Raw genomic sequence first — 25636 nt, forward strand, 5'->3', positions numbered from 1 at the left:
TGTTTATTTAGACATAGTTTTATAGCAATGCGTTATTTTATGTGTTTCTATAGGCTTTTATTTTATTAATATAAACAAAAGGCGACTGCACTTCATACGCAATCGCCTTAAATGTTTTTATTTTGTAAGTTTTAAAGCAATCGTAAGAATATTTAAAACTTACTACTTAACCCGTTATCATACAGTTGTTGAGTAATTAGACATCTGCTGAAGGAATGGAATTGTAGATGCGGCCCAAGGGAAAATCCACTGGAATAATGCTAATACAATGAAGAAATAAATCAGAATCGAAAGAATCCAACGAATCGCTGTAATACCTGGTTGTATGCGCAAAAGACCGCCAAAAATGCTTGCATCAGGCTTTTTCTTTAATCCAGAATGAATAGCGCGAAGTTCTGGCCATTGCCAAGCGATTGCTCCTGCTGCGAAAATCATCACATACACTAATAAAACAACCACCATAACTGGCACTAGTGAAGAAAGATGAGAAACTAGAGATTGTTGCTCATTGTTAATAAACTTCACTTTTCCTTGCTCATCAATAGTAGAAAGTTCTTTTGGAATGCCATCGCTAATCTTTGCCCAATAAGCGAATTTTGCGTAGCTAATCCAGCGATGAGTTGCAGCAGTATACTTAGGTTCGCAAGTTGTAAGAGTAAGCATACGTTTTGTTGGTTTCTCACCAGGATGATCAGGATTTGCATCAATAACTTCACCGTGATCTGGTGTAACAATCTTGTAAGAAGTGTACTTATAGACGAACCAATAATCCTTTGTACGAACTACTATTGCGTCGCCAGGCTTCAGTAAGTCTACATCTCCCAATGGCTGACCATAACCATTTCGGTGACCTGCTACTGCGAAATTACCTATTGCGCCAGGCATTTGTGTGGTTGGATAATGACCTAAACCACGCTTGCTTAAGATGTCTGGCGTAATGCCTTCTACAACATTTCGTTCCCACTGATTTCCAAAACGTGGTATGTATAAACGAGCTACAAGGTCTTCAGACTTTGGTTTGCTTAAAGCAGGTGGGTCAGTATTCTGTGGTAAAGCAATCTTCGTTTTATCGCCAGTTTTTGGGTTTTGCCAAGATATTGCTTGACGTGCCTCTACTTGAGTGTGCTCAGCCTGCTCTCCAGTCCACCACATTTGCCATGCAATGTACAATGCGCAAATAACTGCAAAAGCTATCAACAGTTCGCCAATAATTCCAGCGGCTTGCCACCAGAAATTCGAGCTGCTACGCTTCGTTTTTCCTTCCTGCATATTAGCAGATTGCATAGTGTGCTACTCCTTTATTGATGTATGAAGACTTTGCAACATATTTTATTTGTTTAGCACTTTAGGAACTGTTGCGTACCTTAATGGTTGCAACAAGGCCGATGCTTCGGGGAATCGCAGATTATTCTTTTTCTCCACTTTCCATCCTAATCCAAACGAACTTACATACTCCTTGTAGGTGTGTATGGCTGGTGAATTGTTTAGAGCATCAACCATGCTATCCATTGGACCAATAGCAGATATTTTATACGGTGGCGAGTACTGATGACCTTGCAACATAAGAACGTTACCAATACAAACAACTGCGGAGTTAAATAATACTCGCTGATCCTGAATAGTTATTGCTTCTGCTCCGCCGCGCCACAAAGCATTTACTACAGCTTCAATATCCTGCTGGTGGATTACGTAATCATTAATATTTCCGGATGTTCCGGAACCATTAACTGCGCCTTTCCATAGAGGAGAGTCGTTAAGAGTTACAACAATTCCAGGTCCTTCAAGTTTTGGAAGTACGGTACTACTTCCAGTATCAGAAGATTCTTTTCCTTCACTAGTGCTGCTGCCGAGCGTTTTATTAAGTAAATTAATTTTAGAATCTAAAGATTTTATATCTTCTCGTAAATTTTTTGTGCGCTGCGAATTTCTTTCAACCATTTGACTCGTATTAGAAGTCACAAAAGCAGAGCGGTTTACGCGCAAATTAAGAACGAATAAATAGCCGGTAAGAAATACTGCAACGGCAACAGCAAAACTGCTTAACAGCGAGTGTTGAGCACGATGTTTCCCAGTTCTCTTAGCCATATTTTATCTTCATCCTTCACGCGTTCGAGTGTAACCACTATTATAGCGTGTAGCCGATTGATTGGAGAGTTACAGTTATGGCTGATGAAGAATTGCACACGACTGCAGCTGACGACGCTGCAAAGAAGAGCGATACGTCAAATGAGAATACTTATGGCGTTCCTATGGACGAAGTTGAAGCAGTGTTGAATGCTACTGCGGATAAAGCAACGCTTTCTCCACAGATTCAGCAAATGATGCAGAGACAAGCTGAAAATAGACGACGTGTCGAAGAAAGCATTAAAGGCACAAAAGCTAATGCTGCATGGTTTGTGCCGCTGTTCTGCACATTAATGGTCGTTGGATTAATTTGGGCTGTTGTTTATTATTTGAACCCTGTGCTTCCAATTCCTGGAATTGGTGCATGGAATTTAGTTATTGCATTAGTAATAGTAATGACTGGATTCATTATGACAATGTGGTGGCGTTAGTCTGTAAAACAAACTGTTTTAATATGTTTTAAAAGTAGCTATGCAAATGTTGCGTAGCTACTTTTTTGTTGCTGCTACTGCTCGAATAAGTATGTGATTTTTATTGTTATCAGTTGTTGCAATAATTCTTGTATTTCCGCCATCTTGTAGGTTTAATTTTTTGCGCAATGCTTCTACAGATATTGGAAAGTTACGAGTAACAATATTTGCATGAGTAATATCAGCAAAAGTTTGTTTTATCTCGCGTTTATTCATGCTGCATATATTTTCAATTTTCCATGTCTTTCCTGGAAATTCTGAGTAGTATTCTTCCGATACATAAACATGACTATTCGCACTGATTTGTTGTATATTGTATTGAGTTTCTAACACTGAAAAACAGCCAGCTTTCATGATTGCTGCATTTGGCTCATAAACGTATTGTGACCATTCTGGCCAGTTATTTATATCTAAAATTTCATCTTTTTTATTATTGTCTTCTCTATTATTTAAAACATTTGATTCAGGCTGTATTGACACCTGATTTGTTGAAGTATTGTAAGTTGCTTGTATAACAGTTATCTGATCATCGTTTGCACAATATACTGGTACTTTTGTGTGCTGAGAGTTACTGAGTATTATCAATAGTTCCTTGCACTCGTTATTATGTGCGACTATATGTACGGCTTCTACATTGCCACTGAAATCACTAACTGTTTTGTGCCAATCAAGCATTGGAGAAAGTTTAATAATTACTATTTCTGCTTTAGTGAGCAACTGATTTTTAAGATCTAATACGTTTGGAGCGCAATCTTCAATAGCGTATGTGCGAGATCCTTGTTTGTTACGGCGAGCTGGATCGACGTATATTATCGTTGACTTAGGAATATTTTTGAGTGCATCAAGGCTATTGTTGTTGTAGCATTTTACGTTTGTAATACCAAGTGCATTCATATTGTGATGTGCAATGCTAGAAAGTTCGTTTTGCTGTTCAATACAAATAACAGAATCGAAAACTTCAGACATTATTGTGCAATCAACGCCAAAGCCGCCAGTAAGGTCCACAAGTGTGCTACTAAAATTTTCTGAATTTAATTTGTTGAGTAATTCTTTTGCAACATTTGCCTTGTATTGTGCTGTTGATTGAGAAGAACACTGTTCCATAGAAATATGCGCAGGGTATATAACTTCGTTGCAGGAAGCCCATTTTGGCAGTTTTTGTTGCGCGATCTGTCTGCCTGCTATTTGGTTAATTGCAAACGGTATGTCGATATTCGCGTTGCGTGGAGCTTTAAGAGCAGCTTTGCTTGGCGACAATTGTGCGTTTTCTTTAATAAAAGTGAGTGTAGAAGCGTTTGCTGGTTCTATTGTTTTTGGAACTTGAAGTGTAGACATAAATCTCATTCCTTATGGAGGTGTAGAAAATTTTAGAGCAAGTAAATTTTAAAATTATGTAGTCGATAGTTTAGTCCACAAAAAACTTAAATTGTGGATAACTCTTATACACTTGTGCACAGGTTCACAAAAGGCAAGTTATCAACGTTTGTGATTAACTATGTGGATAACTTATATAGTTGTCACCAATTTAGGCACAACTTATACACAATCCTGTGCACATTGGTGGAAAACTACACGTGTGTAATTTAATAAATCATGCCTTCAAACAAAACATTGCACAAGCAGTGAGAATAGCAAATAGTGATACAAAATATACTAAGAAACGCGTATTAAACGAAGCTTTTTTAAGTAGCGGATTTTGTACTCCGAGCAATGCTGCAATTGCAGTACCCGAAATTAAGCCTCCAACGTGTGATTGCCAAGCGATATTAGGTACAATAATTGGCATAGCGAGAGTAATAGCAATCCAAATAATTGTTCCTCGCATGTTTTCTCCTAGTCGCCATTGTGCTACGAGAAGTGCACCTATAAGCCCCATAATAGCTCCCGAAGCACCGTATGAAGCAACGAACCAATTATTAGTGAGTTTGCACCATACGATATCAGCTACGCTTCCGCCAAAGCCGGATATTAAATACAATCCAAAAAACTTCCATTTACCGAAGAATCGTTCTAATTCAACTCCGAGCGACCAAAGACATAGCATATTGAAGAAAATATGGGTTAAATTTGGTGCGTGAACAAACATTGATGTGAACCAAGTCCAAGGTGTTTGTAACGCAGTAATTGGAAGAAACGCAGTATAGCTTATTAGAGTCGAATAATAATTTGGATATGCAAAGTTTAGTACCATTTCCAATATCCAAATAAAAATGCATGAATATACTAAAATGGCTGTGGTTGTGTTAAAACGAAGTCTTATATTATTTAAAATATTTTTAATATCAAAGTTGTGCATATGCTTATGATATCGGTTTTACTTCACAAATTTAATCAATAACATTATTTAAAAAAGATGCAACTCTGAAGAAAAGCAACTATGATAGTTATTACGCGACAAAAAGCGGTATAGATTGTTGACTTGGACGAGCAGGTCAGCTTAACCGGAAAGGAGCCATCATGGAGAACAGATCCTCTGGCGGTTGGAAGTTCTTTGCACTGCTCTTCGGAGCACTGCTCGCAGGTATTGCTGCGTTGTATGTGTACAAGCAGCATAATCCTGATTATGACCCTTGGGAGGAACCATGGGAGAACAGTTCTTCGCCAATTGACCTAGGGTTAGAAAAAGAAGAGAAAGAAGCTAACGATACTCCTGCCGCTGAGGCATAAGTGACATTTGCTTTATACAGTCCAAAATAAAGGCGATTGCGTATATTCGTAGTCGCCTTTATTTGTAATTACTAAAGAATTGTTGCAAACAAAAGCGTTTGTCTTACATGCAATTTAACTAAAATCTACACAAAAAGGCGGAAACTGATTAACAGCTTCCGCCTTTTATGTAATTTACGCAGCAGTATTACTTAATTGCATGCTTGCGCTTTTTGAAACGCAGTTTGCCCAAGGAGAACGATCCAACGGAGGTTGCAATGAACAACGACAGTAATGCTGCATATTGCGTTGCAGAACCTGTTGCTGCTAATAGATTTTTTGACGCATTATTTTGTTCAGTGTGCGATGCGTTAGAAGTGCTATTTGCAGACTGGTTGTTTCTTTTATTTTCGTTATTACCGATATTTTTAGCGGAACAATCACAATTGCAAGCAGGCGAAGTATCGTTATTTTGTTGATCTTTTTGATTTTGTGTGCCGGCATTATTTGGCATAGTTTGAACGTAAATAATATTCGGCTTGTCTGGAACATTTGAGTGATCTGGATTTGCAGGCTTTTGTGGTTCTGGATCTGTTTGTGTTCCAGTATCAGTGGTTTCTGGCGTATCTGTCACTGTATCTGTGCCAGTGCCAGTGTCGGTTGTTTCCGGTGTATCAGTTTGCGTGCCGGTATCGGTGGTTGTTTGCTTATTGTATTGAACATAATAAACATCATCTTTAATATTGACAGTAGTAGAAGCTTTTTCTACTGGCATAACACTATATCCCTTAATTTGAGGAAGTGTAAACTTCTCAAAAACAGCTTTAGACCAAGGGCTTAACACTTTATTGCCTTTGCTATCAGTTTTAAGAGTACGATGAATCTCTCTTTTGCGAATAATAGTATATTCTGGCTCGCCCGGCTGATCGTGAACTGTTATAGTTTGCGTAATAGTTTTTTTGTATTTTACTTCTTCAATAACAAATGATGCGTTAGCTGTTAAATGAGCGTCATTGTAGCTGTTTTTGAACTTGTCGAAAATGGTATCTGTAATTACGTATTTTTTATTATCTTTCTTTTCTTTTTCTTTTATCCAGTTATTGACTTTTTTCTGAGCTTCCGCAAGAACAACGTTTCGTTGTGCATCTTTATTTGAAGCATCAATGCTTGTGCTGTAGTAGACTACTGGCATTTTGATAGTTGCAAAAGGAGCTTTTTTATCGTCATAATCTTTGCGAGAATGATAGAGGCGCACACAATGGTGGAATCCACTTATATTTTTTATTTCCTTAACAAAGGGTCCATCAGTTATGAAAATTGCGCCGATTCCTGATCTGTTATAAGGCCCTTGTTCTTCTCCTTGTGCCATATTATTGATAATTTTAATAAACAGTGGACTATTCTTATAACTTGTAACAGACTTCCAATCTTTAGCTATTAATGTACCGGTAAGTTTTGAAAACATTCTGTTCATATTGACATCGTGATTAAGCTGCCACTTACCTAAACCAGAGAAGTCTTCGAGATTATAGTTAGAAATAAACATCTGTTGCATATTAGTAACGTTTTTAACATTCCAGTTAGCAAGTGGAGATAAATCTCTTATGTCTGCAGCATAGAACATATCTTTCATAATCGTTACTTTAGCAGTGTTCCAATTCTTCAATGGTTCTACTGATCTCAACTCATAGCATTGTGCAAGCATGCTGTCCATTGTTGTGACATTGTCGGTTTTCCATTTGCTCAAGAATCCAAAATCTTTATCTGGCACTATTTTTAATCCGTTGAATACATAATCCATGTTCGTTACTTTAGAAGTATTCCAGCTAGATAAGTTAGGAAGATCTACCAAAACATAGCATTGAGAAAATAGTTCTTCTAAACTAGTAACAGTACTTACATCCCAATTCTCTATGCCTTTTATAGTTTGAAGTTCCCCATTGTCAAAGAATGTTCTATGTAAACCAGTAATTCTACCTGTATGTAAATTAGCAAGATCAATATGTGTAAGCTTTGTGCTTGCAAACAAATAACTTAAGTTAGTGTCAGGCATATTAACAGGATTGCCATTATGAGAAATAGCAATAGTTTTAGTGTTATTTGTAGTGTCAGTTTGATTTTTATCAATTAATCCAGATAAAGTGTTCTCTGCAATGCTTAAGCTAGTAACACCTTTGTACTTGCTTCCATTAGTTGTATCATCTTTAAGATCTGCAAGCGTTGGAACAACTACATGCTTTTTATCGCCATTGTAAGATTCAATGGTCGCGCTTGTGCCATTTACTGTAACAGTCCATTTACTTACGTCAACTTTGCCGTAAATATTTTCGTCTAATGGTTTAAGAGATTGTAGTTCAGTGTTATTTGTTTGAGTTGTGCTTCTATCAGTTTGTTTCAGGGGGGGGGTATTCGTTTGTTTATTATTTTGTGACTGTTGCGTTGACTGCGCAGTTGCGCGAGAAGTTAAAGCAAAGCTGTTTGCTGCAAAACTAAACAAAAGCGCGAGAGCGCATATAACTGCTGTAATTATGTATGAATACGATAAGCGTATACTCTTCTTCTTCATAAAACCTTCTTTAATAAAGCACGCAACTAAAGGCATGCGAATATTGTTGAAAATACATTGCTATTCTAGGAGTTATTAGTGTCAAATGGTAGGTGCATGCAAAATAAAATAACAATATTTACAATTTCTTCAAAAGATTAAAAATAAAAATATATGCATAAATAACGTAACTATGCAAATAAATAACACTACGAAATAAATAACACTACGAAAAGCAGTAGTGAGTTTAGAAACAATAACGCCTGCGGAAGTACAAAACTCACGCAGGCGTTATTATGTATTGCTATTAGAGAATACTCAATTACTCAGCAACAGGTGTTGGAAGAGCACCAGTGTGCCAAATGCGATCGAGGTAATCTTCGATAGAGCGGTCAGAAGAGAAGTAACCAGAGTTGGCTACATTCAAGACTGCCATGCGAGCCCACTTCATTGGATCGCGGTAAGTTTCCTCAATCTGAGCCTGAATATCCATGTAAGAGCTGAAGTCAGCCATTGCCATGAAGTAATCGTGGGTAAGCCAATCGTTAACGAGTGGCTCATACACGCTCTTGTCGCCGTTGGAGAAGGTGCCGTCAGCAACCATATCCACAGCAGTCTTCAAGCGAGGATCAGACTCATAGTACTTACGGGAGCCGCCGTGATCGTAGCCTTCAGCGTAAAGTTTCTCAACCTCGTCAACGGTCATGCCGAAGAGGAAGAAGTTCTCAGCGCCAACGCGTTCGCGAATCTCAACGTTTGCACCATCGAGAGTACCAACAGTCAAAGCACCGTTCAAAGCGAACTTCATGTTACCAGTACCGGAAGCTTCCTTACCAGCCTGAGAAATCTGCTCATCCAAATCGGTGGCAGGAATCAAGTTCATAGCCAACTCGATGTTGTAGTTTGGTGGGAAGAACACAGCGAGCTTGCCCTTGCATGCTGGGTCGTTATTCACCACGCGAGCAACATTGTTAATGAGCTGAATGGTGAGCTTTGCCATAGCATAGCCTGGAGCAGACTTAGCGCCGAAGAACACGGTGCGTGGAAGCATCTTGTCGACGTCGATTGTGCCGTTCTTAATTCCAGCGTACATGGAGATGACCTGGAGGATCTTCATGGACTGGCGCTTGTACTCGTGCAAACGCTTGATGATGGTGTTGAACATGGTGTCTGGGTTGATCTCAAAGCCATACTTCTGCTTTGCGAAATCAACGAAGGCAAGCTTGTTCTGCTTCTTGACTTCAGCAAACTTCTTAACGAATGCCTTGTCGTCAGCCAATGGCTTCAAACCTTCGAGAAGCTCCAAATTACCTTGCCAAGCGTCGGTGCCCAAGCCCTCAGTGATAAGAGCAGACATACGTGGGTTGCTCAAACGCACGAAGCGACGAGGAGTTACACCATTGGTGACGTTCTTGAACTTATCTGGGTAAACGCTGGAGAAGTCCTTCAAAGTGACATCCTTCAACAACTCAGAGTGAAGCTCAGCAACACCGTTAACGTAAGAACCGCCGTAGGTAGCCAAGTAAGCCATGCGAACTACAGCACCTTCGCCATTTTCGTCAGCATCGGTAGCGATGCGCATGCGCTCAACCTGATCCTCAGCAACGCCCTTACCGCGAAGCTCGTTGCGGAACTGCTCGCTAATGCCCTGAATGATCTCAAGGTGGCGTGGCAAAAGTTCGCCGATAAGCTTGGCTGGCCAAACTTCCAAAGCTTCTGGAAGCAAGGTGTGGCAAGTGTAGTTGAAGGTCTTGGTGGTGATACCCCAAGCAGTGTTCCAATCGTAGCCGTACTCGTCCATAAGAACGCGCATAAGCTCTGGAATGCCGATAACTGGGTGAGTATCGTTCAACTGGAAGTTGATCTTGCTTGGGAAGGTGGTGAGATCCGGCTTATCCTGACCTGGGTAGAATACGCGGATAGCATCATGAATAGAAGCAGCTACGAAGAAGTACTGCTGCTCAAGACGCAAAGCCTTACCTTCTGGAGTGGAATCTTCTGGGTAAAGAATCTTAGAAATGTTTTCCGCTGCAACCTGTGGCTTAACAGCGTCCAAGTAATCAGACTTGTTGAAGGTGAGCAAATCAAACTCGTCGTAAGACTTAGCAGTCCACAAACGAAGAGTGTTTACGCGACCAGAATTATAACCTGGAACCATGTAGTCAACTGGTACTGCACGAACAGACCAAGCTGGCTTCCAAACGCGCTTGCCGTTTTCTTCTACAACTTCACCACCGAAGTTGACGCGCTGGTCACGACCATAATCAATGTGACCCCATGGCTCTTCATTGCTAAGCCAGTAATCAGGGGTTTCAACCTGCTTACCTTCTTCATCAAAGCGCTGCTTGAAGATGCCGTAACGATACTGGATGCCGTAGCCAAATGCTGGAACGCCAATAGAGGCGAGTGAATCGATGAAGCAGGCTGCGAGACGACCCAAACCGCCGTTACCTAAACCTGGTTCATACTCAGCATCGATAACAGCCTTTGGATCAAAGCCAAGCTTAGTAACAGCCTTATTGAATTGGTCAGTAAGACCAGCGTTCAACAAAGCGTTCTCAAGCTGCTTACCCATCAAGAACTCTGCGCTCAAATAGCCCACAGCCTTGGTGTTGCCATTAACCATGTCATGCTGAGTCTGCATCCAAGAGTCCATCAAGTGACGACGAACTGCGGTAGCAGCGGCAACATACACATCTGCCGTAGTGGCCTGCTCTGGCGTTACACCCTGGGTGTACTTGAGGTGCTCTTGAAGTTCTTTGGCAAATGCCGTCGCAGTAGTTTTGGCTTTCGGCGCGACGTGTTTAGTCATATTTGACTCCTTGTGCCGTTTGATATATTTCCTAAAAGTGTGCAGCCTAAAACTTTGTGTTTAGGCAATTAAACCACCACCATTTTGCAGATAACCTTTGCAGATAACTACAAGAGGCATGTGAATGCACACGATAACCCCAAGAATACCACAACCTAACCCCTTTAAATATTTGTATATAACGTCTTAATACAAATATATTGCTGAAAGTAGGTTGTTTAGAAGATAATAAAAAGTATGTCAGTAATACTTGAACGAGATATAAAACGAGGACAATGTGCTTGGCAATCCTGGCGCGAATCAGCTATTAAAGCACTTGGCGATGGCGTAGAAGCTACGCAAATAAATAGTAATATTTTAAATATCTCTTTAAGCGACGAAGCTTTAGCAGTTAGATATTCGCTATATCTTCTTGAAAATAAGGTGCCTGGGTGTGCAGTAGAAGTAAGAGTTGCTCCTTTTGGTGCAGTAAAAATTTTGGAAGGACCAGCTTCGGATCCGCATAATCTCACGCCGCCAGATGTTATTGAACTTGAGCCTAAAGTATGGCTTCGATTAGCGAGTGGTGTTACTAAATGGCATCAGGAACAGGACTTTGGCAACATAAGTGCAATTGGCGAGCGTGATGATTTAAGCGATATTTTGCCGCTGTAAGTTGGCTTTATGTAGCTTAATTGCGTATTGACAGCGTGTATTTACAAATATCCTGAGCAAACAGTATTTCGAATGCCCAGGATACGTAAATAAAATAATTTTAATAAAATTTAATTTTTAATTGTCGTGCTTGTGTATGAAGTTTGGAATTGGCATAGGGATATGATGATGCGCTGGCGTGTGTGCTCCCGAGTTTGTAGAAGAGTTTTCGCTGCTCACGGCTTTCGCAGCTGCTTCCGCAGCCCACTTAGCATACTCGTCTAAATCATCTTCGTTGGAAGCATCAACGGCATCATTTTCTTGATCTGTGTCATTCTCTCCTGGAAGATATGTATCTTCCTCATAGCTTTCGCTCGACGCAAATGGATCGAAGGATCCTTGTCCGGGTTCGCTGGAATTAAGTTCCTTAGCAAGCTCGTCATAATCCGTATCGGTCGTCAGGTATTTGAGCTTACGGGCAATTTTCTGTTGCTTTGCCTTCTGTCGTCCGCGGCCCATCTGACCCCCTCTAAAAATTAAGTAACAATCAGTTCATCACACAAGAGCGTACCACTTAACCGCAACCGAGTATATTGTCTGTGTAAACTTTTACCATAAAAGCCATATTTTCAGCGTAAAAATACGCACAATTAAGGAGCCTAAAATGCCGGAAGAAGCACAGGTTACAGCTGCTGGTAATGAGATGAGCGCAAGCTTCCTTGCAGCGCGTAAACGTTCAGATGCAACGCTTGAAAAGTTAAAAGCTAGCCCTTCGTCTTTTACTATGCTTACTGGAGATCGCCCAACTGGCCGTTTGCATTTAGGACATTATTTTGGATCTATTCGTGAGCGTGTTGCAATGCAGCAGCGCGGAGTAAAAACTAATATTATTATTGCAGATTATCAAGTAATTACTGATCGTGACACTACTGAGCATATTGAAGATAATGTTTTGAATTTAGTGCTGGATTATATGGCTGCCGGAATTGATCCTGAAAAAACAATGATATTTACTCATTCCGCAGTTCCTGCAGCAAATCAGCTTATGTTGCCTTTCCTTTCGCTTGTTACAGAAGCAGAATTACACAGGAATCCTACTGTAAAGTCGGAAATGGAATCATCTGGACATGCTTTAACCGGATTGCTCCTTACGTACCCAGTGCACCAGGCTTGCGATATTTTGTTCTGCAAAGCTAATGTTGTGCCGGTTGGTAAAGATAATTTGCCGCATGTTGAAATTACTCGTACGATCGCGCGTCGTTTTAATGAGCGATATGCAAAAAAGAATCCAGTGTTCCCAGAGCCAGCAGCAATTTTGTCTGATGCTCCTGAAATTCCAGGATTGGACGGACGAAAGATGAGTAAATCTTACGGTAATTCGATTATGCTCGGAGCTACTGCCGAGGAAACTGCCAAATTAATTAAGAAGAGTCCAACTGATTCTGAGAGGATGATTACTTTTGATCCGGTAACTCGTCCGCAAGTTTCTGCGCTTCTTACTACCGCAGGTTTAGTTACAGGCAGGGATCCTAAAGAGATTGCTGAAGAAATTGGCAACGCTGGTGCTGGCGCATTGAAAGCTTACGTAATTGAAAATGTAAATAATTTCTTGGCACCTCACCGTGAGCGTCGTGCAGAACTTGCAAAAGACATGGATACTGTTCGAGACATTTTACATGACGGCAATAAGCGTGCAAATGCTATTGCAGAAGAAACGCTTTCCCAAGTGCGAGATGCTATGGGAATGAAGTATTAATTAAATTTCAATAAGTAAAGTAATAAAAAATAAAGCCGCTCGCAAGAAAACTTGTAAGCGGCTTTTTGTTAAAAATTAACGGGCTGAAACTTAGAACATCACACGTCGTAACGCCAGCTTTTATCTGTAATAACGCGTGCTACAGCAAGACCAATAGGTAAGCAAATAATTACCATGAAAGCGCGGAAAGTCCAGTCTAACGCCGGAAGCGTGTGGAATTGACCAAGATAAAACATTGCGCGATACATATAAAGTCCAGGAACCATAATTACGATAGATGGAACCGTAAGACCTATTCGTGGATAACCCAAATATTGAGGCGCTAATCCGTGACGAACGATAGTTCTCCAAGCAGAAGCTAGCAAACCTGCCAATAAAGCACCGCTGAAAGCTGCAATTTCGGCAGCAACTCCAAAATCTGTCATAGTTAAGCGAAGAGTATCTGTAATAGCGCCAATAATGCCAGCAACTATGCACATGCGTTGTGGAGAATTAAACAGCACTGAGAAGCCCCATACTCCGGCAAAAGCTGTAATAAGTCGAAGAACTGTGTTAAGCCAAGGGTTTAATCCGAGAGGAGGGAAGCCTTGAGGATTGAGCTGTACAAGGCTTGCAACCGTCCATCCTGCAAGAGTTCCCATCAAAATAATCGCCATTGTGTAACACAGTCGTTGAATTCCTGAAGGGAAATCAATTTTTGCAATATCTAAGCCGCCTGTAATAAGAGGGAATCCAGGAATAACAAACAACACTGAACCAATATATGCAGTTGTATGATTGAGCGCGCTAGGGTCAAAGAAGCCAATAAGACGTAAAGCCCCAATGCATGATAGTGCACCTATTGCAACAGCTACGAATGTAACTACAAACTGGTTTAGATGCTTCATAAACATTCTGCGACGAATATAGTGACCGATTCCTGCTCCAATAAAAGCACCAATCATGTCGTAAATGCCGCCGCCAAGCAAGAACGCAAAGGATGCGCAAGCAACTGCCGAAGCAAGACCAGCAAACCACGGTTTGTATAGCGGTTTCCTATTTTTAATCAAATCAAGACGGTCGTGTACTTCCCTAACTGTAAGAGGATGATCATTTTTAGATTCGTCATTACTATTAGATGCGTTTACGTGCGAAAAATGTTCAGCGTAAGCACTTTCTGGCTGCAATGCAAAAATGCCGCGTGGTTTTTCTTTTTTTATAGCTTCTTGCAACGCTTTCTTTTTTGCAATTTTAGTAGCATTTTCTTCAGACTGCTTAGCTGTTTGTACAATGGTATGTTCGTCGTCGCTCGCTTGCAATGTGTCAACTAATTCCTTAGAAACAGCAGCTTTAGAGTGATATAAAGAATCGTTTCCAAGCTTGACGTTAAACCAATCTGCAAAATGTTCTAGAAGCCAAATGCGCTCAGTGTTAACACCTGTGGTTGGAAGATCTACAACTTCAGTAATTCGCTCATGCTTATCAGTACAAGTTGCTTCAATATCTGTGAGATTCACGTCCGCGCGCACATGTACACCCATTGGTTCGCCGATTCTGTGCATAAGCTCGCGAACTCGGTAGCTTCCTGTGCCTGCTCCTAAACCGAGCGCACCGACGCGAATAATAATACTCGATTTCGCAGCAATTCCTGCTTGCGTAACTGGCTTATCCCAATCTCGCTCAACATCGTCCATATCGAGTGGAATAGCATGAGTATGAAAACGCCCAGAAGGTTTTCCGACTATATGACCAGTCGAAAGAATTTCAGGCTTATCGCAATCGCAGTTGTTGATGCTGTTGTCGTATTCATTATTCTCGATATTATTCTCTGCTGTACTCACAATTTTTTAGTATACGCAACCCCGTTGCCGAGTTATATTTTGTTGATAAATCAGCATTCTTTACTACGTCCGGTGGTAGTTTCACAATTAACTTGGTATCTCGCTGGAAACAAGGCTGTGGGCTTGCAACTTCTGACCTACATAACCGCGGAGGAGCCGCGGAAGTCAGACGACCAAGCAACCTTAGTCTGGCGTAAGGAGGTCTGATGGCAACAGAAAATCAGCAGGTTACTCCGGCAGACGCAACTATTGTTACGTCTGGTTTAGGGCGAAAAGGCCCAGAGGAGCGTGACCTTCCAGCATCACTTAAGCAAGACATGGATTTGTGCTTGCATATTCTTCGCGATGTTCTTGGCGAATTTGATGAAAAATTATTAGCAGTATTCGACGATGTGCGTTTGAATGCTGTAGAAGCTAGTGCAGCTCATTTTGCGCAAATGGTAGACGCAAAAGTAACTGCAGATGATGGCTTAAGTAAAGCTGTTAGCAAGCTCAACGGAATGAATTTGCACGATACGCAGCTTTTAGCTCGTGCTTTCGCAACATATTTCCACTTGGCAAATTTGTGCGAGGAAAATTATCGTGTTTCTGTACTTCATCAGCGTGAATGTGAAGTTGAAGATTCGTTACCGGTTGATCCAGTTAATGAACTAACTTGTGCTTATCACAAGTTGCTTACTGAAATGAGCCCTGCTGAAGCGAAAGAATTGCTCGCAAAGCTTGAGTTCCATCCTGTATTTACTGCGCACCCAACCGAAGCTCGTCGTAAAGCCGTTGCAGGTAAAATTCGCAGAATTTCGCAATTATTAAGCGAACATCATCGTTTAGGCGGATCTGATAAGCGCGAAAATTATCGTCGTCTCTATAACGAAATTGATGCGCTTCTTCGCACTTCTCCGATTGCTTTGAAGAAGCCAACTCCAGTTGAAGAAGCCGACACTATTCTTGACATTTTTGACGCTACTTTGTTTGACACGATTCCAGTCGTGTATCGTCGATTTGACGATTGGCTGCTTGGCAAGAAGGCTGGATTAGTTCCTCCGCGTTGCCCTGCATTCTTCCATCCAGGAAGCTGGATTGGTTCAGATCGAGATGGCAACCCTAATGTGACAGCTAAAGTGAGTCGTCAAGTCGCTCGAAAGTTTAGCGATCACGTGCTTGTGGCTTTGGAGAATCGTACTCGCGAAGTTGGAAAATGCTTAACTATGGAAACGCGCACAACGCCTCCAAGTGTGGAGTTGCTTGAGTTGTGGAATCGTCAGCGCGAAATGAGCGAACAGCTTACAGAAAACGCTTCGGATGTTTCTAACAGTGAGCCGCATCGTGCTGTAATGCTTGTAATGGCTGACCGTTTGCATCGCACTATTAGCCGCGATACGGATTTGATGTATCATTCTTGCGAAGATTTCATTGAGGATTTGCAAATTGTGCAACGCTCTTTGGCAGAAGGCGGAGATCCTCGTGCTGCATATGGTCCTTTGCAGGATTTGATTTGGCAGGCGCAAACCTTTGGATTCCACATGGTTGAAATGGAATTCCGTCAGCATTCTCTCGTGCATTCTCGTGCTTTGGAAGATATTCGCGAACATGGATTGCATGGCGAACGCGGTCCGCTTCAGCCAATGACTCGTGAAGTACTCGATACGTTCCGCGCTTTGGGAGCAATTCAAAAGCGCAACGGTATGCGCGCTGCTCGACGCTACATTATTTCCTTCGCAAAATCTGCTCAGCATGTACGTGACGTATTTGAGCTAAATCGTCTTGCTTTCGCTCATCCACAGGATGCGCCAACAATCGACGTCATTCCGCTGTTTGAGCAGCTTGAAGATTTGCAGAATTCCGTAAATGTGCTTGAGGAGATTATTAAAATTCCTGAAGTGCAAGCTCGTCTTAAGGCTACTGGTCGCAAGATGGAAGTTATGCTTGGATATTCGGATTCTTCCAAGGATGCTGGCCCTACTTCCGCAACGCTTGCTTTGCATTCCGCTCAGGAGCGAATTGCTCAATGGGCTAAGAAGCATGATATTGATTTGACACTGTTCCACGGCCGCGGTGGTGCTGTTGGTCGCGGTGGCGGTCCTGCAAACCGTGCAGTGCTTGCTCAGCCTGTTGGCTCCGTCAACTGCCGATTCAAGCTTACTGAGCAGGGCGAGGTTATTTTCGCACGATATGGCAATCCAATTCTTGCTATTCGTCACGTTGAATCTGTTGCTTCTGCAACTTTGCTTCAGTCTTCGCCAAGTGTTGAGAAAACTAACACTGATATGACGAAGAAGTATGCGGATATGGCTGCAAAACTTGATGTTGCAGCTCATGAGCGCTTCCTTGATTTGTTGCAAACGGATGATTTTACTCCATGGTTCTCCACGGTTACGCCGCTTAGCGAGATTGGCTTGCTACCAATCGGTTCTCGCCCAGCTAAGCGCGGTTTGGGTGCGAAGTCTTTGGACGATTTGCGCACAATCCCGTGGGTGTTCTCCTGGGCTCAGGCTCGAATCAACTTGGCAGCATGGTACGGTTTGGGCACGGCTTGTGAAAAGTTTGGTGACTTGGAAACTTTGCGCAGAGCTTACGAAGAGTGGCCGCTGTTCAGTACTTTTATTGACAATATTGAGATGTCTTTGGCTAAGACAGATGAGCGTATTGCTCGCATGTACTTAAGCCTTGGAGATCGTGAAGATTTGAGCGATAAAGTACTTTCAGAAATGCAGCTTACTCGTAAGTGGGTTTTGCAAATTGTTGACGACAAGTGGCCTTTGCAGCACCGTCACGTGCTTGGTCAGGCTATTCGTGTGCGCTCGCCTTATGTTGACGCGCTGTCTGTAATCCAGTCGCTTGCATTGCACAAGCTTCGCAACAAGGTAGACAAAGAAGAGCTTAGCGAAAGCCAGCAGGCAGAGTTCATCTACCTTATTCTTTGCACTGTTTCTGGTGTTGCTGCAGGCTTGCAGAATACTGGATGATTTTATAAGTTTATATGATTAAGAAAAGCCTTCGTGCTGCTTTATTAGCTGTGCGTTGGCTTTTCTTTTTACAATCATATTTTATAAATTTTGTTAGCTTTTATAGCATATTTTCTATTTAACACAGTAACGATAGAATATGTTTTATAAGTCGAAGTGTTTTCAAAATTTGTTGATAGCTTGTATTCGTCCTTTGCGCAAGCGCATCAATACAAGGAGGTAATAATGCACGAGACAGTCAAAGAAGATCTTTTAAAAGAAGATTCACTTTTGGCTACATCTGTGTGGAGCGCGATGCTAGCTGGTAATCGTAAGTTTGCAGAAGGCTCATTAAATTGCGATGGGCTTAGTGAAGAAACGAGATTATCTCTTATTGAAGGTCAGCATCCTGGAGCTGTTGTTCTTTCCTGTGCTGACTCGCGCGTTGCTCCAGAATTTGTGTTCGGTGCCGGTTTAGGTGATATTTTTTCTGTTCGCACTGCAGGTGAAGTGCTTGATGATGCTGTAATTGCATCTTTAGAATACGCTGTAAGCGATTTGGGAGTAAAAGTGCTTGTTGTGCTTGGGCACGAGCATTGCGGTGCAGTACAAGCCGTTTTGCCGAATGTGCAAAAGCTGGTTTCTAAATACGGCGAAGATGAAACAAGCGAAATAATTGAGTCTAGCGAGTCAATATTGCTTCGTTCTTTAGGTCCTGCTGCACTTGCTGGTATTGAAGAAGAATTAAACACGGATGATATTGAACGAATCCATGTATCTAATATTCTTGCTGAAATATGTAATAAATCTCAAACTATTCGTGAATCCGCTTTTAATGATAACCTCATGCTAGTTGGTGCTAGGTATAGAATGAAGGATGGTTTGGTAGAGGTTCTTTCATGCTAAGTAGCATGTAGTCGCATTTTTAACAGAATTATTAATACGTTGTTAGGTTACAAATATGAATCAATCATCTAAAGGTACGCTTGGTGCGAATTCTGCGAATTCCTCTAATTCTGCGAATTATCTTTTCTTGCTTGTTGGAGCTCCTTTAGTAGCTTTTATTATTGCAGCTGCTCCTGCTTTACAGGGGAGACATCCTTGGTTTCTCATTGATACAACAATTCGAGGTGTTTCCGGTTTGTTGCTACAAGCGATACCTTTTACTCTCATAGGTGTGCTTGTTTCTGCTGCAGTAGAAACTTGGGTAACTGCTGATTTTATTGAGAAACATGCTCCAAAATCTACGGCAAACGGTTTTTTGGCTGCCATATTGGCTGGCGTTTGCGTGCCTGTTTGTGATTGTGTAGTAGTTCCAACGTTTTCTCGTTTAGTTGCAAGAAAACTACCATTACCGTGCGCCATAACTTTTCTATGTGCAGTTCCTGTTGTAAATCCAGTATCTGTATTAGCAACATTTTATGCGTTCTCTGACGCCCCAGCTGTTGCTATTATGCGTATTGCTCTAGGTGTTGGTGTTGCATTACTGGTTGGATTAAGTTTTGTTATATTCCCTTCAAAAACCAATATTTTGCGTAAGAAAATTTTAGTAGAAAATAAATCTTCTTTACATTGTTCTTGCGAATTGAATAACGAAAGTAATCTCACAAAAAATAATATTGAAAAGCATAGTATTTCTGCGCAAATTCGCAAATATGTGCAGCATATACATCAGGATTTAATAAAATTAATTCCAATTATTGTATGTGGAACTATAGTTGCTTCTGTAATTCGCGCATGGCTCGGAGCTGATCCTGCTTCTCGCGTACAAGTGAGTAATGTGTTAATTGCTATTCCTGTAATGATGGCTATTGCGTACGCAAGCTCTCTATGCTCCAGCTCAGATGCTGTAATTGCAAGAAGTTTAGCAACATCATTGCCTATGTCGTCGGTGCTAGTATTTCTGCTGTTTGGTCCTATGCTTGATTTAAAGAATACGCTTATGCTCGTTGAGGATTGCCGTGGTAAATTTGTGTGGCGCTTAACATTAACTATTGCTTTTGCGTGCTTCCTAGCGTCATTATTAGCTCACTGGGCTTGGGGGTTCATCGCATGAAAAAACAAAAATGTGTTGAGCATAATGCTTGTAAAAAAATCACTTTAGCTCAATTGGTAGAAGCTATTTTATTGCTATTTTTTGCAGTCATAATTGCGGAAGTTACTTTAAGCGGTCAATATACGCTTTTTACTACGCCTAGAGCATATTATTATTTGTTAATTACTGCTATTTTGCTATTTATTCTGTCTATATGCGCTGCGATTGGATGGTTTCCTGTTTCTTCGCGCGATGCTTGGCGAATGCTTGTAGCTTTCGTTGTTCCTGCGCTACTTATTATTGTTCCTTTGCGTTACGCTCAAAATATTAGTGTAGATGGATTTGACCAGTATGCTGGTGGTCGTGCTATTGCTATTCGTAGCCAAAATTATCCTTTGCCAGGATTGTATGAAAAATCTCATGAGATAACAGTTGATGATGATGATTTCGGCTCCTGGTACGACGAAATCGATCATAATGCTGCAAAATATGATGGATACACGATTACTCTTACAGGTTTTGTTAGCAGAGATTCTACGTTGAATGCAAATCAATTTAGGGTATCTCGTCAGCTTATGTCATGCTGTATTCTCGACATGTCTCCGTTTGGATTAGTTGCCGAAAAATCAAATATTGGCGAAATTCAAGATCATGAATGGGTGCGTGTTCGTGCACGCGTTTCTAGAGGCAATATTGGCATTCCTGGATATCAGCATCCTGGAGTTGTGCTGCACGTTATATCAATGCAAACAGCTCAAGCTCCAACTGGATATTTTTATCGCCCATAAATAATTTATCTTCGTTAATGGTGATAATTATTTTAGAATTGTTGATATCGCATAGAAGTAAACTAAGATAACAAGTATGGCGATTGGTTTTAATATTCTACTCATTATGATTTTTTTGCTATTTGGTTCCGTATTTGCGGCAACCGAATTAGCTTTAGTGAGCTTGAGAAGTTCGCAAATTGATCGCATGGAATTGCAGGATGCGCGTGGTGCTAGAGTTGCAAAAATTGCCCGCGATCCTAACACTTTTCTATCTGCTCTACAAATTGGGGTAACTCTTTCTGGCTTTCTTTCTGCATCGTTTGGTGAGTCTGCTTTAGCTCCGTATGTTGTGCCGGTTGTATGTTCATGGGGTGTTTCTTCGCACGTTGCTGGCCCACTTACAACAATCTTCCTAACTCTTGTTATTTCTTACTGTTCTATTGTTATTTCTGAATTAGTTCCGAAACGTATTGCTATGCAGCGTGCTGAGCAGATTGCGCGATCGGTTGTGCCGGCAGTAGATATTTTCTCAAAGATTTGCAAGCCTTTAATTTGGCTTATTGGTAAGAATACTAACGGTTTTGTGCGCCTTCTTGGGTTTGATCCTAACGAGAAGGAAAGCGAAGTTTCTGACGAAGAATTGCGCGTGCTTGTCAATAGCAATAAGCGTTTAAGTCAGGATGAGCGCAATATTTTGGATGACGTGTTTGATGCTTCGGAAACTATTGTTGCTGAAGTGATGCGTCCTCGTGCTGATGTTGAGTTTTTGGATGGTTCATTGAGCCTTGAAGAAGCTGCCGCGAAAATTCGTGAGCTTCCGTATTCTCGCTACCCTGTTATTGGCAAAGATTTTGATGATGTTATAGGTTTTGTGCATGTTCGCGATTTGCTAGATGTGCGTGATCCAAATGCAAAAACTGTTGCAGATGTAACTCGCGAAGGAATTAGTCTTCCTGGAACTTCCAAACTATTGCCGAGCCTGGAACTTCTTCGTAAACGTGGTATTCATTTGGCTGTTGTCATCGATGAATATGGTGGAACTGACGGTATTGTTACGCTCGAGGACATGACAGAAGAGCTAGTTGGAGATATTCGCGATGAATATGATTTGCCTGGTGAAACTGAGCAAAATAATGTGAATAAAACAACTGCTTTTGTAAATGGTGTTGCAAAAATTGATGGCGGTATGACCATTGAAGATTTTGCTGACATTACCGGCATTGAGCTTGAAGACGGTCCGTATGAGACTGTTGCAGGCTACTTTTTAGCGCATACTGGTTCAATGGGAAGTGTTGGAGCTGTTTTGCATGATGCGGATGGTTACGATATGACTGTGACTGCGGTTGATGGTAGGCGTATTGCGACGATTGAAGTGCGTCGCCGCGCGTAGTTTAAGCCATAGCAGTAGAATAATAACGGTATTAACAAACCTAAGGAAGGATAGAACATGGCTTTGTTGCATATTTTGCCAGGTCTCGACGAAGCGGCCAGTGAAAAGGCTGTTGCCATTTTACAGAATCGTTTAAGCCACGAGCAGGAAGCTGCTTTGGTGCTTAAGCATGCGCATTGGAATGTTACTGGTTCAGATTTTATTGCAGTGCATGAAATGCTTGATCCACAGGTTGCTGAAGTTTTGGCGCAGGCGGATGAAACTGCTGAGCGAATTGCAACTTTGGGTGGTTCTCCACTTGGACGTGCTGATGATGTTGTTGCTGCTCGTACATGGAAGCGTTTTGCTTTGACTGGTCGCAAGTCCACAAAGGAGTATTTGCAAGCGCTTATTGAATACTATAACGATATGATTGCAGACGATCGCAAAGCTATCGCGGAGCTTGATGAGCTTGATTTAGTTAGCTCAAATATTATTCAAGATCATGTTCAACAGTTGGAAAAGTTCCAGTGGTTCATGCGCAGTCATCTTGATTAATTAACCTCTGTTTAATTTTTTTGATTCAAACCGCAACATGCTATTTTCTTTTTTATGGCGTGTTGCGGTTTGACATTTTCTGTGTCTGTGCTAATGTAACTACTTGTATGTTTTAGGCGTACGAGTTGGGCCCGTAGCTCAGGTGGTTAGAGCGCATCCCTGATAAGGATGAGGTCGGAGGTTCAAGTCCTCCCGGGCCCACGGAATTGAGTGATTATTTCATTCAATACCGAATGGGGCTATGGCGCAGCTGGTAGCGCATCTGCTTTGCAAGCAGAGGGTCAGGAGTTCGAGTCTCCTTAGCTCCACGAACAGGGTTCTGATTGATTTTTCAATCAGAACTTTTTTTATTTATTAATTTATTTTTTTGGATTTGTTTTGGTTTTGCATTATTTAAGCTTGTGTTTATGAGAATGTTTCTCATCAAGGCTTCATGGTATATTAAAGAGACAAATAAATAATTAAAAGTCATTGTTAATTCCAAAATTGGGATTAACCAAAAATCAACATAAGTATCTTTACGCCGTGTATTGAGTGCGCTATTTAGGTTGCGCTCAGTGGGTTAACAAGGCGTGAAATCGTGTGTTAGCAGCGTTTTAAGCGTAGTTAACCTGATCAGCGTAAGGAAAGTGTATGCGTAAACTTTTAGCATATTGCCGTCGTGCACCACAATTAACAGTCGTAATTCTTGCTTTTCCGTTTATTGCGCCTTTGTACTCGTATAATTTGCCTATATTAACTACTTTCTGTGAGCAAATTTCTAATTTTTCGCAGCAAATCTTTGATTTTTTAAAAATTAATTGCAGTATTTCCATAAGTATTAGTCTTGGCAAAACTATTATCGCTATTCTCGTTTTATATACGAGCGTTATTTCTTTGCGTAATATGATTAAACATTTACTGCATGGAACTTTAGGTATTGATCTACTTGCTTTTGTTGCATTGCTTACAACACTTTGTATTGGTGAGTTCTGGGCAAGTTATTTGATTGTTGTAATGGTTTGGACTGGAGAAGCTATAGAAGATTTTGCGCATATGAAAGCTCAGCGCAATCTATCTCTTTTAGTAAGCGCAGCTCCAAAAACTGCTCACCTTATGACTTTGCCAGGTATTGAGCATGGTATGAATAATAATCAAGCAAATGATGAATCATACGAACCGCCATGTTTGAGTGAAAATCAGTGCAAGCCTAGCTCGTGTGTTCTGTGCCAGCATGCTGAATTTAGAAAAGTAGATGCCGCTAATTCTAAGCAATCTAATAGTAGCGAGCAAAATAGCGAAAGTAATTGCGAAAATAATGACTTGCAAAATTGCAACTGTAAACAAAATAATTGCCCATTTTTGCAAGCATCTACAGACAGCGAAATCTCCTCAAATTTGCAGCGTTACGCTACAGTTCCTGTTGATGAGCTAAAGATAGGAAACGTAATTATTGTGCTTCCTGGCGAAACAGTGCCAGTTGACGGTGAATTATTAAGCGGTTCTGCAATTTTAGACACAAGTGCTATTAACGGAGAATCTGTTCCTAGAGAAGTCTATGCGGGAGCTGCAGTGCTTTCAGGCTGTGTAAACGGTGGAGTTGTGCTTATTATGCGCGTAACAAAGCTGTCTAAAGACTCGCAGTATCAGAAAATCATGCAGCTTGTTGAGTCTGCTAGGTCTTCTAAAGCTGCAGTAGTTAGATTTGCAGACATGCTATCTGTGCCGTTTACAGTATTATCTTTTGCGATTGCAGGTCTTGCTTGGAGCTTTTCTGGCGACGCATTGCGATTTGCGCAAGTATTGGTTCTAGCAACCCCATGTCCTCTGCTTATTGCAGTTCCAGTTGCTTGCATGGCTGGTACTGGGCGTTTAGCAAAACTTGGAATTGTTGTTAAAAGTCAGGATGTGCTTGAGCAATTAAGTCGTGTAACAGACGTATTTTTTGACAAAACCGGCACGCTAACTGTAAAACAGCCGCAAGTTGTAAACGTAGACGTAATCGATACTACGCAGAAAGCTGATCGAATTGTGATGCTCGCAGGTGTGCTAGAAACGTATTCTCAGCATATTCTCGCTGGAGGTATAGCAAAAGCAGGTTCAGTTTTGTGGGAGCACACGCATCCATCTTCAACTCCGCAATTGCCTAGCGTTAGAGAATACCCAGTAGTGCATAGTGTGAAGGAAACTGCAGGTCAGGGTATTCAAGGCGTTGTAGATGGTGTTTTGGTGCGCGTTGGGCGTAGAAAGTATGTTACTGAGCAAACTGATATTGATAAACAGGGCATGAATCATATTGCAGCACAACATATTGCGGCACAACATGTAGTCAATGCGCTCGCTGCAGACGAAATGGCAACCTATGTTTCCTTTGACGGAGTGCTAGTTGGTCGGATTGTGTTAAAAGACGTGCCTCGCGATAACGCGAAATCAACTATTGACGCATTGCGTACGCTTGGTGCGCGCTCAATATCTATTCTTACTGGAGATAGTTTGCAAGCTGCAACAACAATTGGTAAAAGCGTTGGAATTGACACAATATATGCAGATTTGCTTCCGCAAGATAAATTAGCGTATGTAAAAAAGCACAATTACAATGCAGCCAAAAGTAAGAAAGATTCGACTGTAACAATGATGGTTGGAGACGGTGTAAACGATGCTCCAGTTCTTGCTGCATCCGATATTGGCGTAGCAGTAACAGATGGCACAGATACGGCAGCATCTGAATGTGCTCAGTTAGTTATTATGAACAACGATATTTCTTCCGTTGCAAGCGCAATAAGAGTAGCAAAACATACTAAACGCGTTATGGTTCAGTCAGTATTGATGGGCATTGGATTGGCAATTATAAGTATGATTTTTGCGGCTTTCGGTTTTATTCCAGCAGTTATTGGCGCAATGATGCAAGAAGCAATTGATGTTGTTGCTATTATGTGGGCTTTAACAGCATTGCGCGAACGAAAATAAAAATATTTTTGGCAATATTTTTTACGATATTCATTACGACACCTTTAATAATATTCGTTTGAGCATTTTATTTATTTGAGCATGTTGTAAGACGAAGTAATGCGCTAGTCTAATTATGAAAGCATATGAGTTAGCTGCAAACGGTAACAGCTCAAGCTTGTACGTAACTTATTTTTGGCGAAGAATTACATATAAACGCTTTACAGTTAC

The 25636-nt window shown here is 41.2% G+C and carries 19 protein-coding genes and 2 tRNA genes; 13 read left to right on the top strand and 8 right to left on the bottom strand.

Features of this window, described 5'->3' with window-relative positions:
• Positions 1-177: 177 nt before the first annotated feature.
• Both HXT29_RS05550 and HXT29_RS05555 read right to left on the bottom strand, forming a co-directional pair.
• Positions 178-1284 (bottom strand): class E sortase, encoded by a 1107-nt coding sequence (locus tag HXT29_RS05550; protein WP_004106114.1) that lies wholly within the window; start codon positions 1282-1284, stop codon positions 178-180.
• A 45-nt stretch (positions 1285-1329) separates the two neighbouring features.
• Positions 1330-2085, bottom strand: a complete 756-nt coding sequence (locus HXT29_RS05555) for a DUF881 domain-containing protein (RefSeq protein WP_004106116.1) — start codon at positions 2083-2085, stop codon at positions 1330-1332.
• Between the two features lie 77 nt (positions 2086-2162).
• Between HXT29_RS05555 and crgA the strand changes: the two genes are divergently transcribed.
• On the top strand, positions 2163-2555 hold the full coding sequence (crgA, locus tag HXT29_RS05560; RefSeq protein ID WP_004106118.1) for a cell division protein CrgA: 393 nt from the start codon (positions 2163-2165) through the stop codon (positions 2553-2555).
• Positions 2556-2612: 57 nt separating this feature from the next.
• On the opposite strand, the gene HXT29_RS05565 is transcribed toward crgA, so the two are convergent.
• Both HXT29_RS05565 and HXT29_RS05570 read right to left on the bottom strand, forming a co-directional pair.
• The gene (locus HXT29_RS05565; protein WP_116971253.1) at positions 2613-3929 is read right to left on the bottom strand and encodes a THUMP-like domain-containing protein; all 1317 of its coding nucleotides are present in this window, start codon (positions 3927-3929) and stop codon (positions 2613-2615) included.
• Between the two features lie 256 nt (positions 3930-4185).
• Positions 4186-4890: a rhomboid family intramembrane serine protease gene (locus tag HXT29_RS05570; RefSeq protein ID WP_004106124.1), complete on the bottom strand. Its 705-nt coding sequence runs from the start codon at positions 4888-4890 to the stop codon at positions 4186-4188.
• Between the two features lie 161 nt (positions 4891-5051).
• On the opposite strand from HXT29_RS05570, the gene HXT29_RS05575 reads away from it, so the two are divergent.
• On the top strand, positions 5052-5261 hold the full coding sequence (locus HXT29_RS05575; protein WP_004106126.1) for a hypothetical protein: 210 nt from the start codon (positions 5052-5054) through the stop codon (positions 5259-5261).
• A gap of 187 nt (positions 5262-5448) precedes the next feature.
• Here HXT29_RS05575 and HXT29_RS05580 read toward each other — a convergent pair whose 3' ends face one another.
• The gene (locus tag HXT29_RS05580) at positions 5449-7806 is read right to left on the bottom strand and encodes a BspA family leucine-rich repeat surface protein (RefSeq protein ID WP_064340446.1); all 2358 of its coding nucleotides are present in this window, start codon (positions 7804-7806) and stop codon (positions 5449-5451) included.
• Between the two features lie 301 nt (positions 7807-8107).
• Positions 8108-10597, bottom strand: coding sequence for a glycogen/starch/alpha-glucan phosphorylase (locus HXT29_RS05585; RefSeq protein ID WP_004119745.1), 2490 nt, complete (start codon positions 10595-10597; stop codon positions 8108-8110).
• Positions 10598-10834: 237 nt separating this feature from the next.
• Between HXT29_RS05585 and HXT29_RS05590 the strand changes: the two genes are divergently transcribed.
• Positions 10835-11251, top strand: a complete 417-nt coding sequence (locus HXT29_RS05590; protein ID WP_004106130.1) for a sterol carrier family protein — start codon at positions 10835-10837, stop codon at positions 11249-11251.
• Between the two features lie 117 nt (positions 11252-11368).
• On the opposite strand, the gene HXT29_RS05595 is transcribed toward HXT29_RS05590, so the two are convergent.
• Positions 11369-11749: a DUF3073 domain-containing protein gene (locus HXT29_RS05595; RefSeq protein ID WP_422118337.1), complete on the bottom strand. Its 381-nt coding sequence runs from the start codon at positions 11747-11749 to the stop codon at positions 11369-11371.
• Between the two features lie 145 nt (positions 11750-11894).
• Between HXT29_RS05595 and trpS the strand changes: the two genes are divergently transcribed.
• A complete protein-coding gene (gene trpS, locus HXT29_RS05600; RefSeq protein ID WP_004119748.1) occupies positions 11895-12986 on the top strand; it encodes a tryptophan--tRNA ligase in 1092 nt (363 codons plus the stop codon).
• A gap of 98 nt (positions 12987-13084) precedes the next feature.
• Here trpS and HXT29_RS05605 read toward each other — a convergent pair whose 3' ends face one another.
• Complete coding sequence (locus HXT29_RS05605; protein WP_004106133.1) at positions 13085-14806, bottom strand: threonine/serine ThrE exporter family protein; 1722 nt, start codon at positions 14804-14806, stop codon at positions 13085-13087.
• Positions 14807-15012: 206 nt separating this feature from the next.
• On the opposite strand from HXT29_RS05605, the gene HXT29_RS05610 reads away from it, so the two are divergent.
• From HXT29_RS05610 to HXT29_RS05650, 9 genes are all read left to right on the top strand, one after another.
• A complete protein-coding gene (locus HXT29_RS05610; protein ID WP_004119754.1) occupies positions 15013-17769 on the top strand; it encodes a phosphoenolpyruvate carboxylase in 2757 nt (918 codons plus the stop codon).
• A gap of 225 nt (positions 17770-17994) precedes the next feature.
• Complete coding sequence (locus HXT29_RS05615; protein WP_004106136.1) at positions 17995-18654, top strand: carbonic anhydrase; 660 nt, start codon at positions 17995-17997, stop codon at positions 18652-18654.
• 55 nt (positions 18655-18709) lie between these two features.
• Positions 18710-19804: a permease gene (locus HXT29_RS05620; RefSeq protein ID WP_422118338.1), complete on the top strand. Its 1095-nt coding sequence runs from the start codon at positions 18710-18712 to the stop codon at positions 19802-19804.
• Complete coding sequence (locus HXT29_RS05625) at positions 19801-20571, top strand: TIGR03943 family putative permease subunit (RefSeq protein WP_422118339.1); 771 nt, start codon at positions 19801-19803, stop codon at positions 20569-20571. The genes HXT29_RS05620 and HXT29_RS05625 overlap by 4 nt, the downstream gene beginning before the upstream one ends.
• Positions 20572-20647: 76 nt before the next feature.
• Entirely contained in the window at positions 20648-21943 is a 1296-nt protein-coding gene (locus HXT29_RS05630) for a hemolysin family protein (RefSeq protein ID WP_391496095.1), read from the top strand.
• 57 nt (positions 21944-22000) lie between these two features.
• Entirely contained in the window at positions 22001-22480 is a 480-nt protein-coding gene (locus HXT29_RS05635; RefSeq protein WP_004106140.1) for a Dps family protein, read from the top strand.
• A gap of 127 nt (positions 22481-22607) precedes the next feature.
• Positions 22608-22681: transfer RNA gene (locus HXT29_RS05640), tRNA-Ile, on the top strand.
• A gap of 34 nt (positions 22682-22715) precedes the next feature.
• Positions 22716-22788: transfer RNA gene (locus tag HXT29_RS05645), tRNA-Ala, on the top strand.
• A gap of 325 nt (positions 22789-23113) precedes the next feature.
• Entirely contained in the window at positions 23114-25426 is a 2313-nt protein-coding gene (locus tag HXT29_RS05650) for a heavy metal translocating P-type ATPase (RefSeq protein ID WP_422118340.1), read from the top strand.
• The last annotated feature ends 210 nt before the right edge of the window (positions 25427-25636 follow it).

It is taken from the genome of Gardnerella sp. DNF00550, from assembly GCF_049262685.1.
GTDB lineage: Bacteria > Actinomycetota > Actinomycetes > Actinomycetales > Bifidobacteriaceae > Bifidobacterium > Bifidobacterium leopoldii.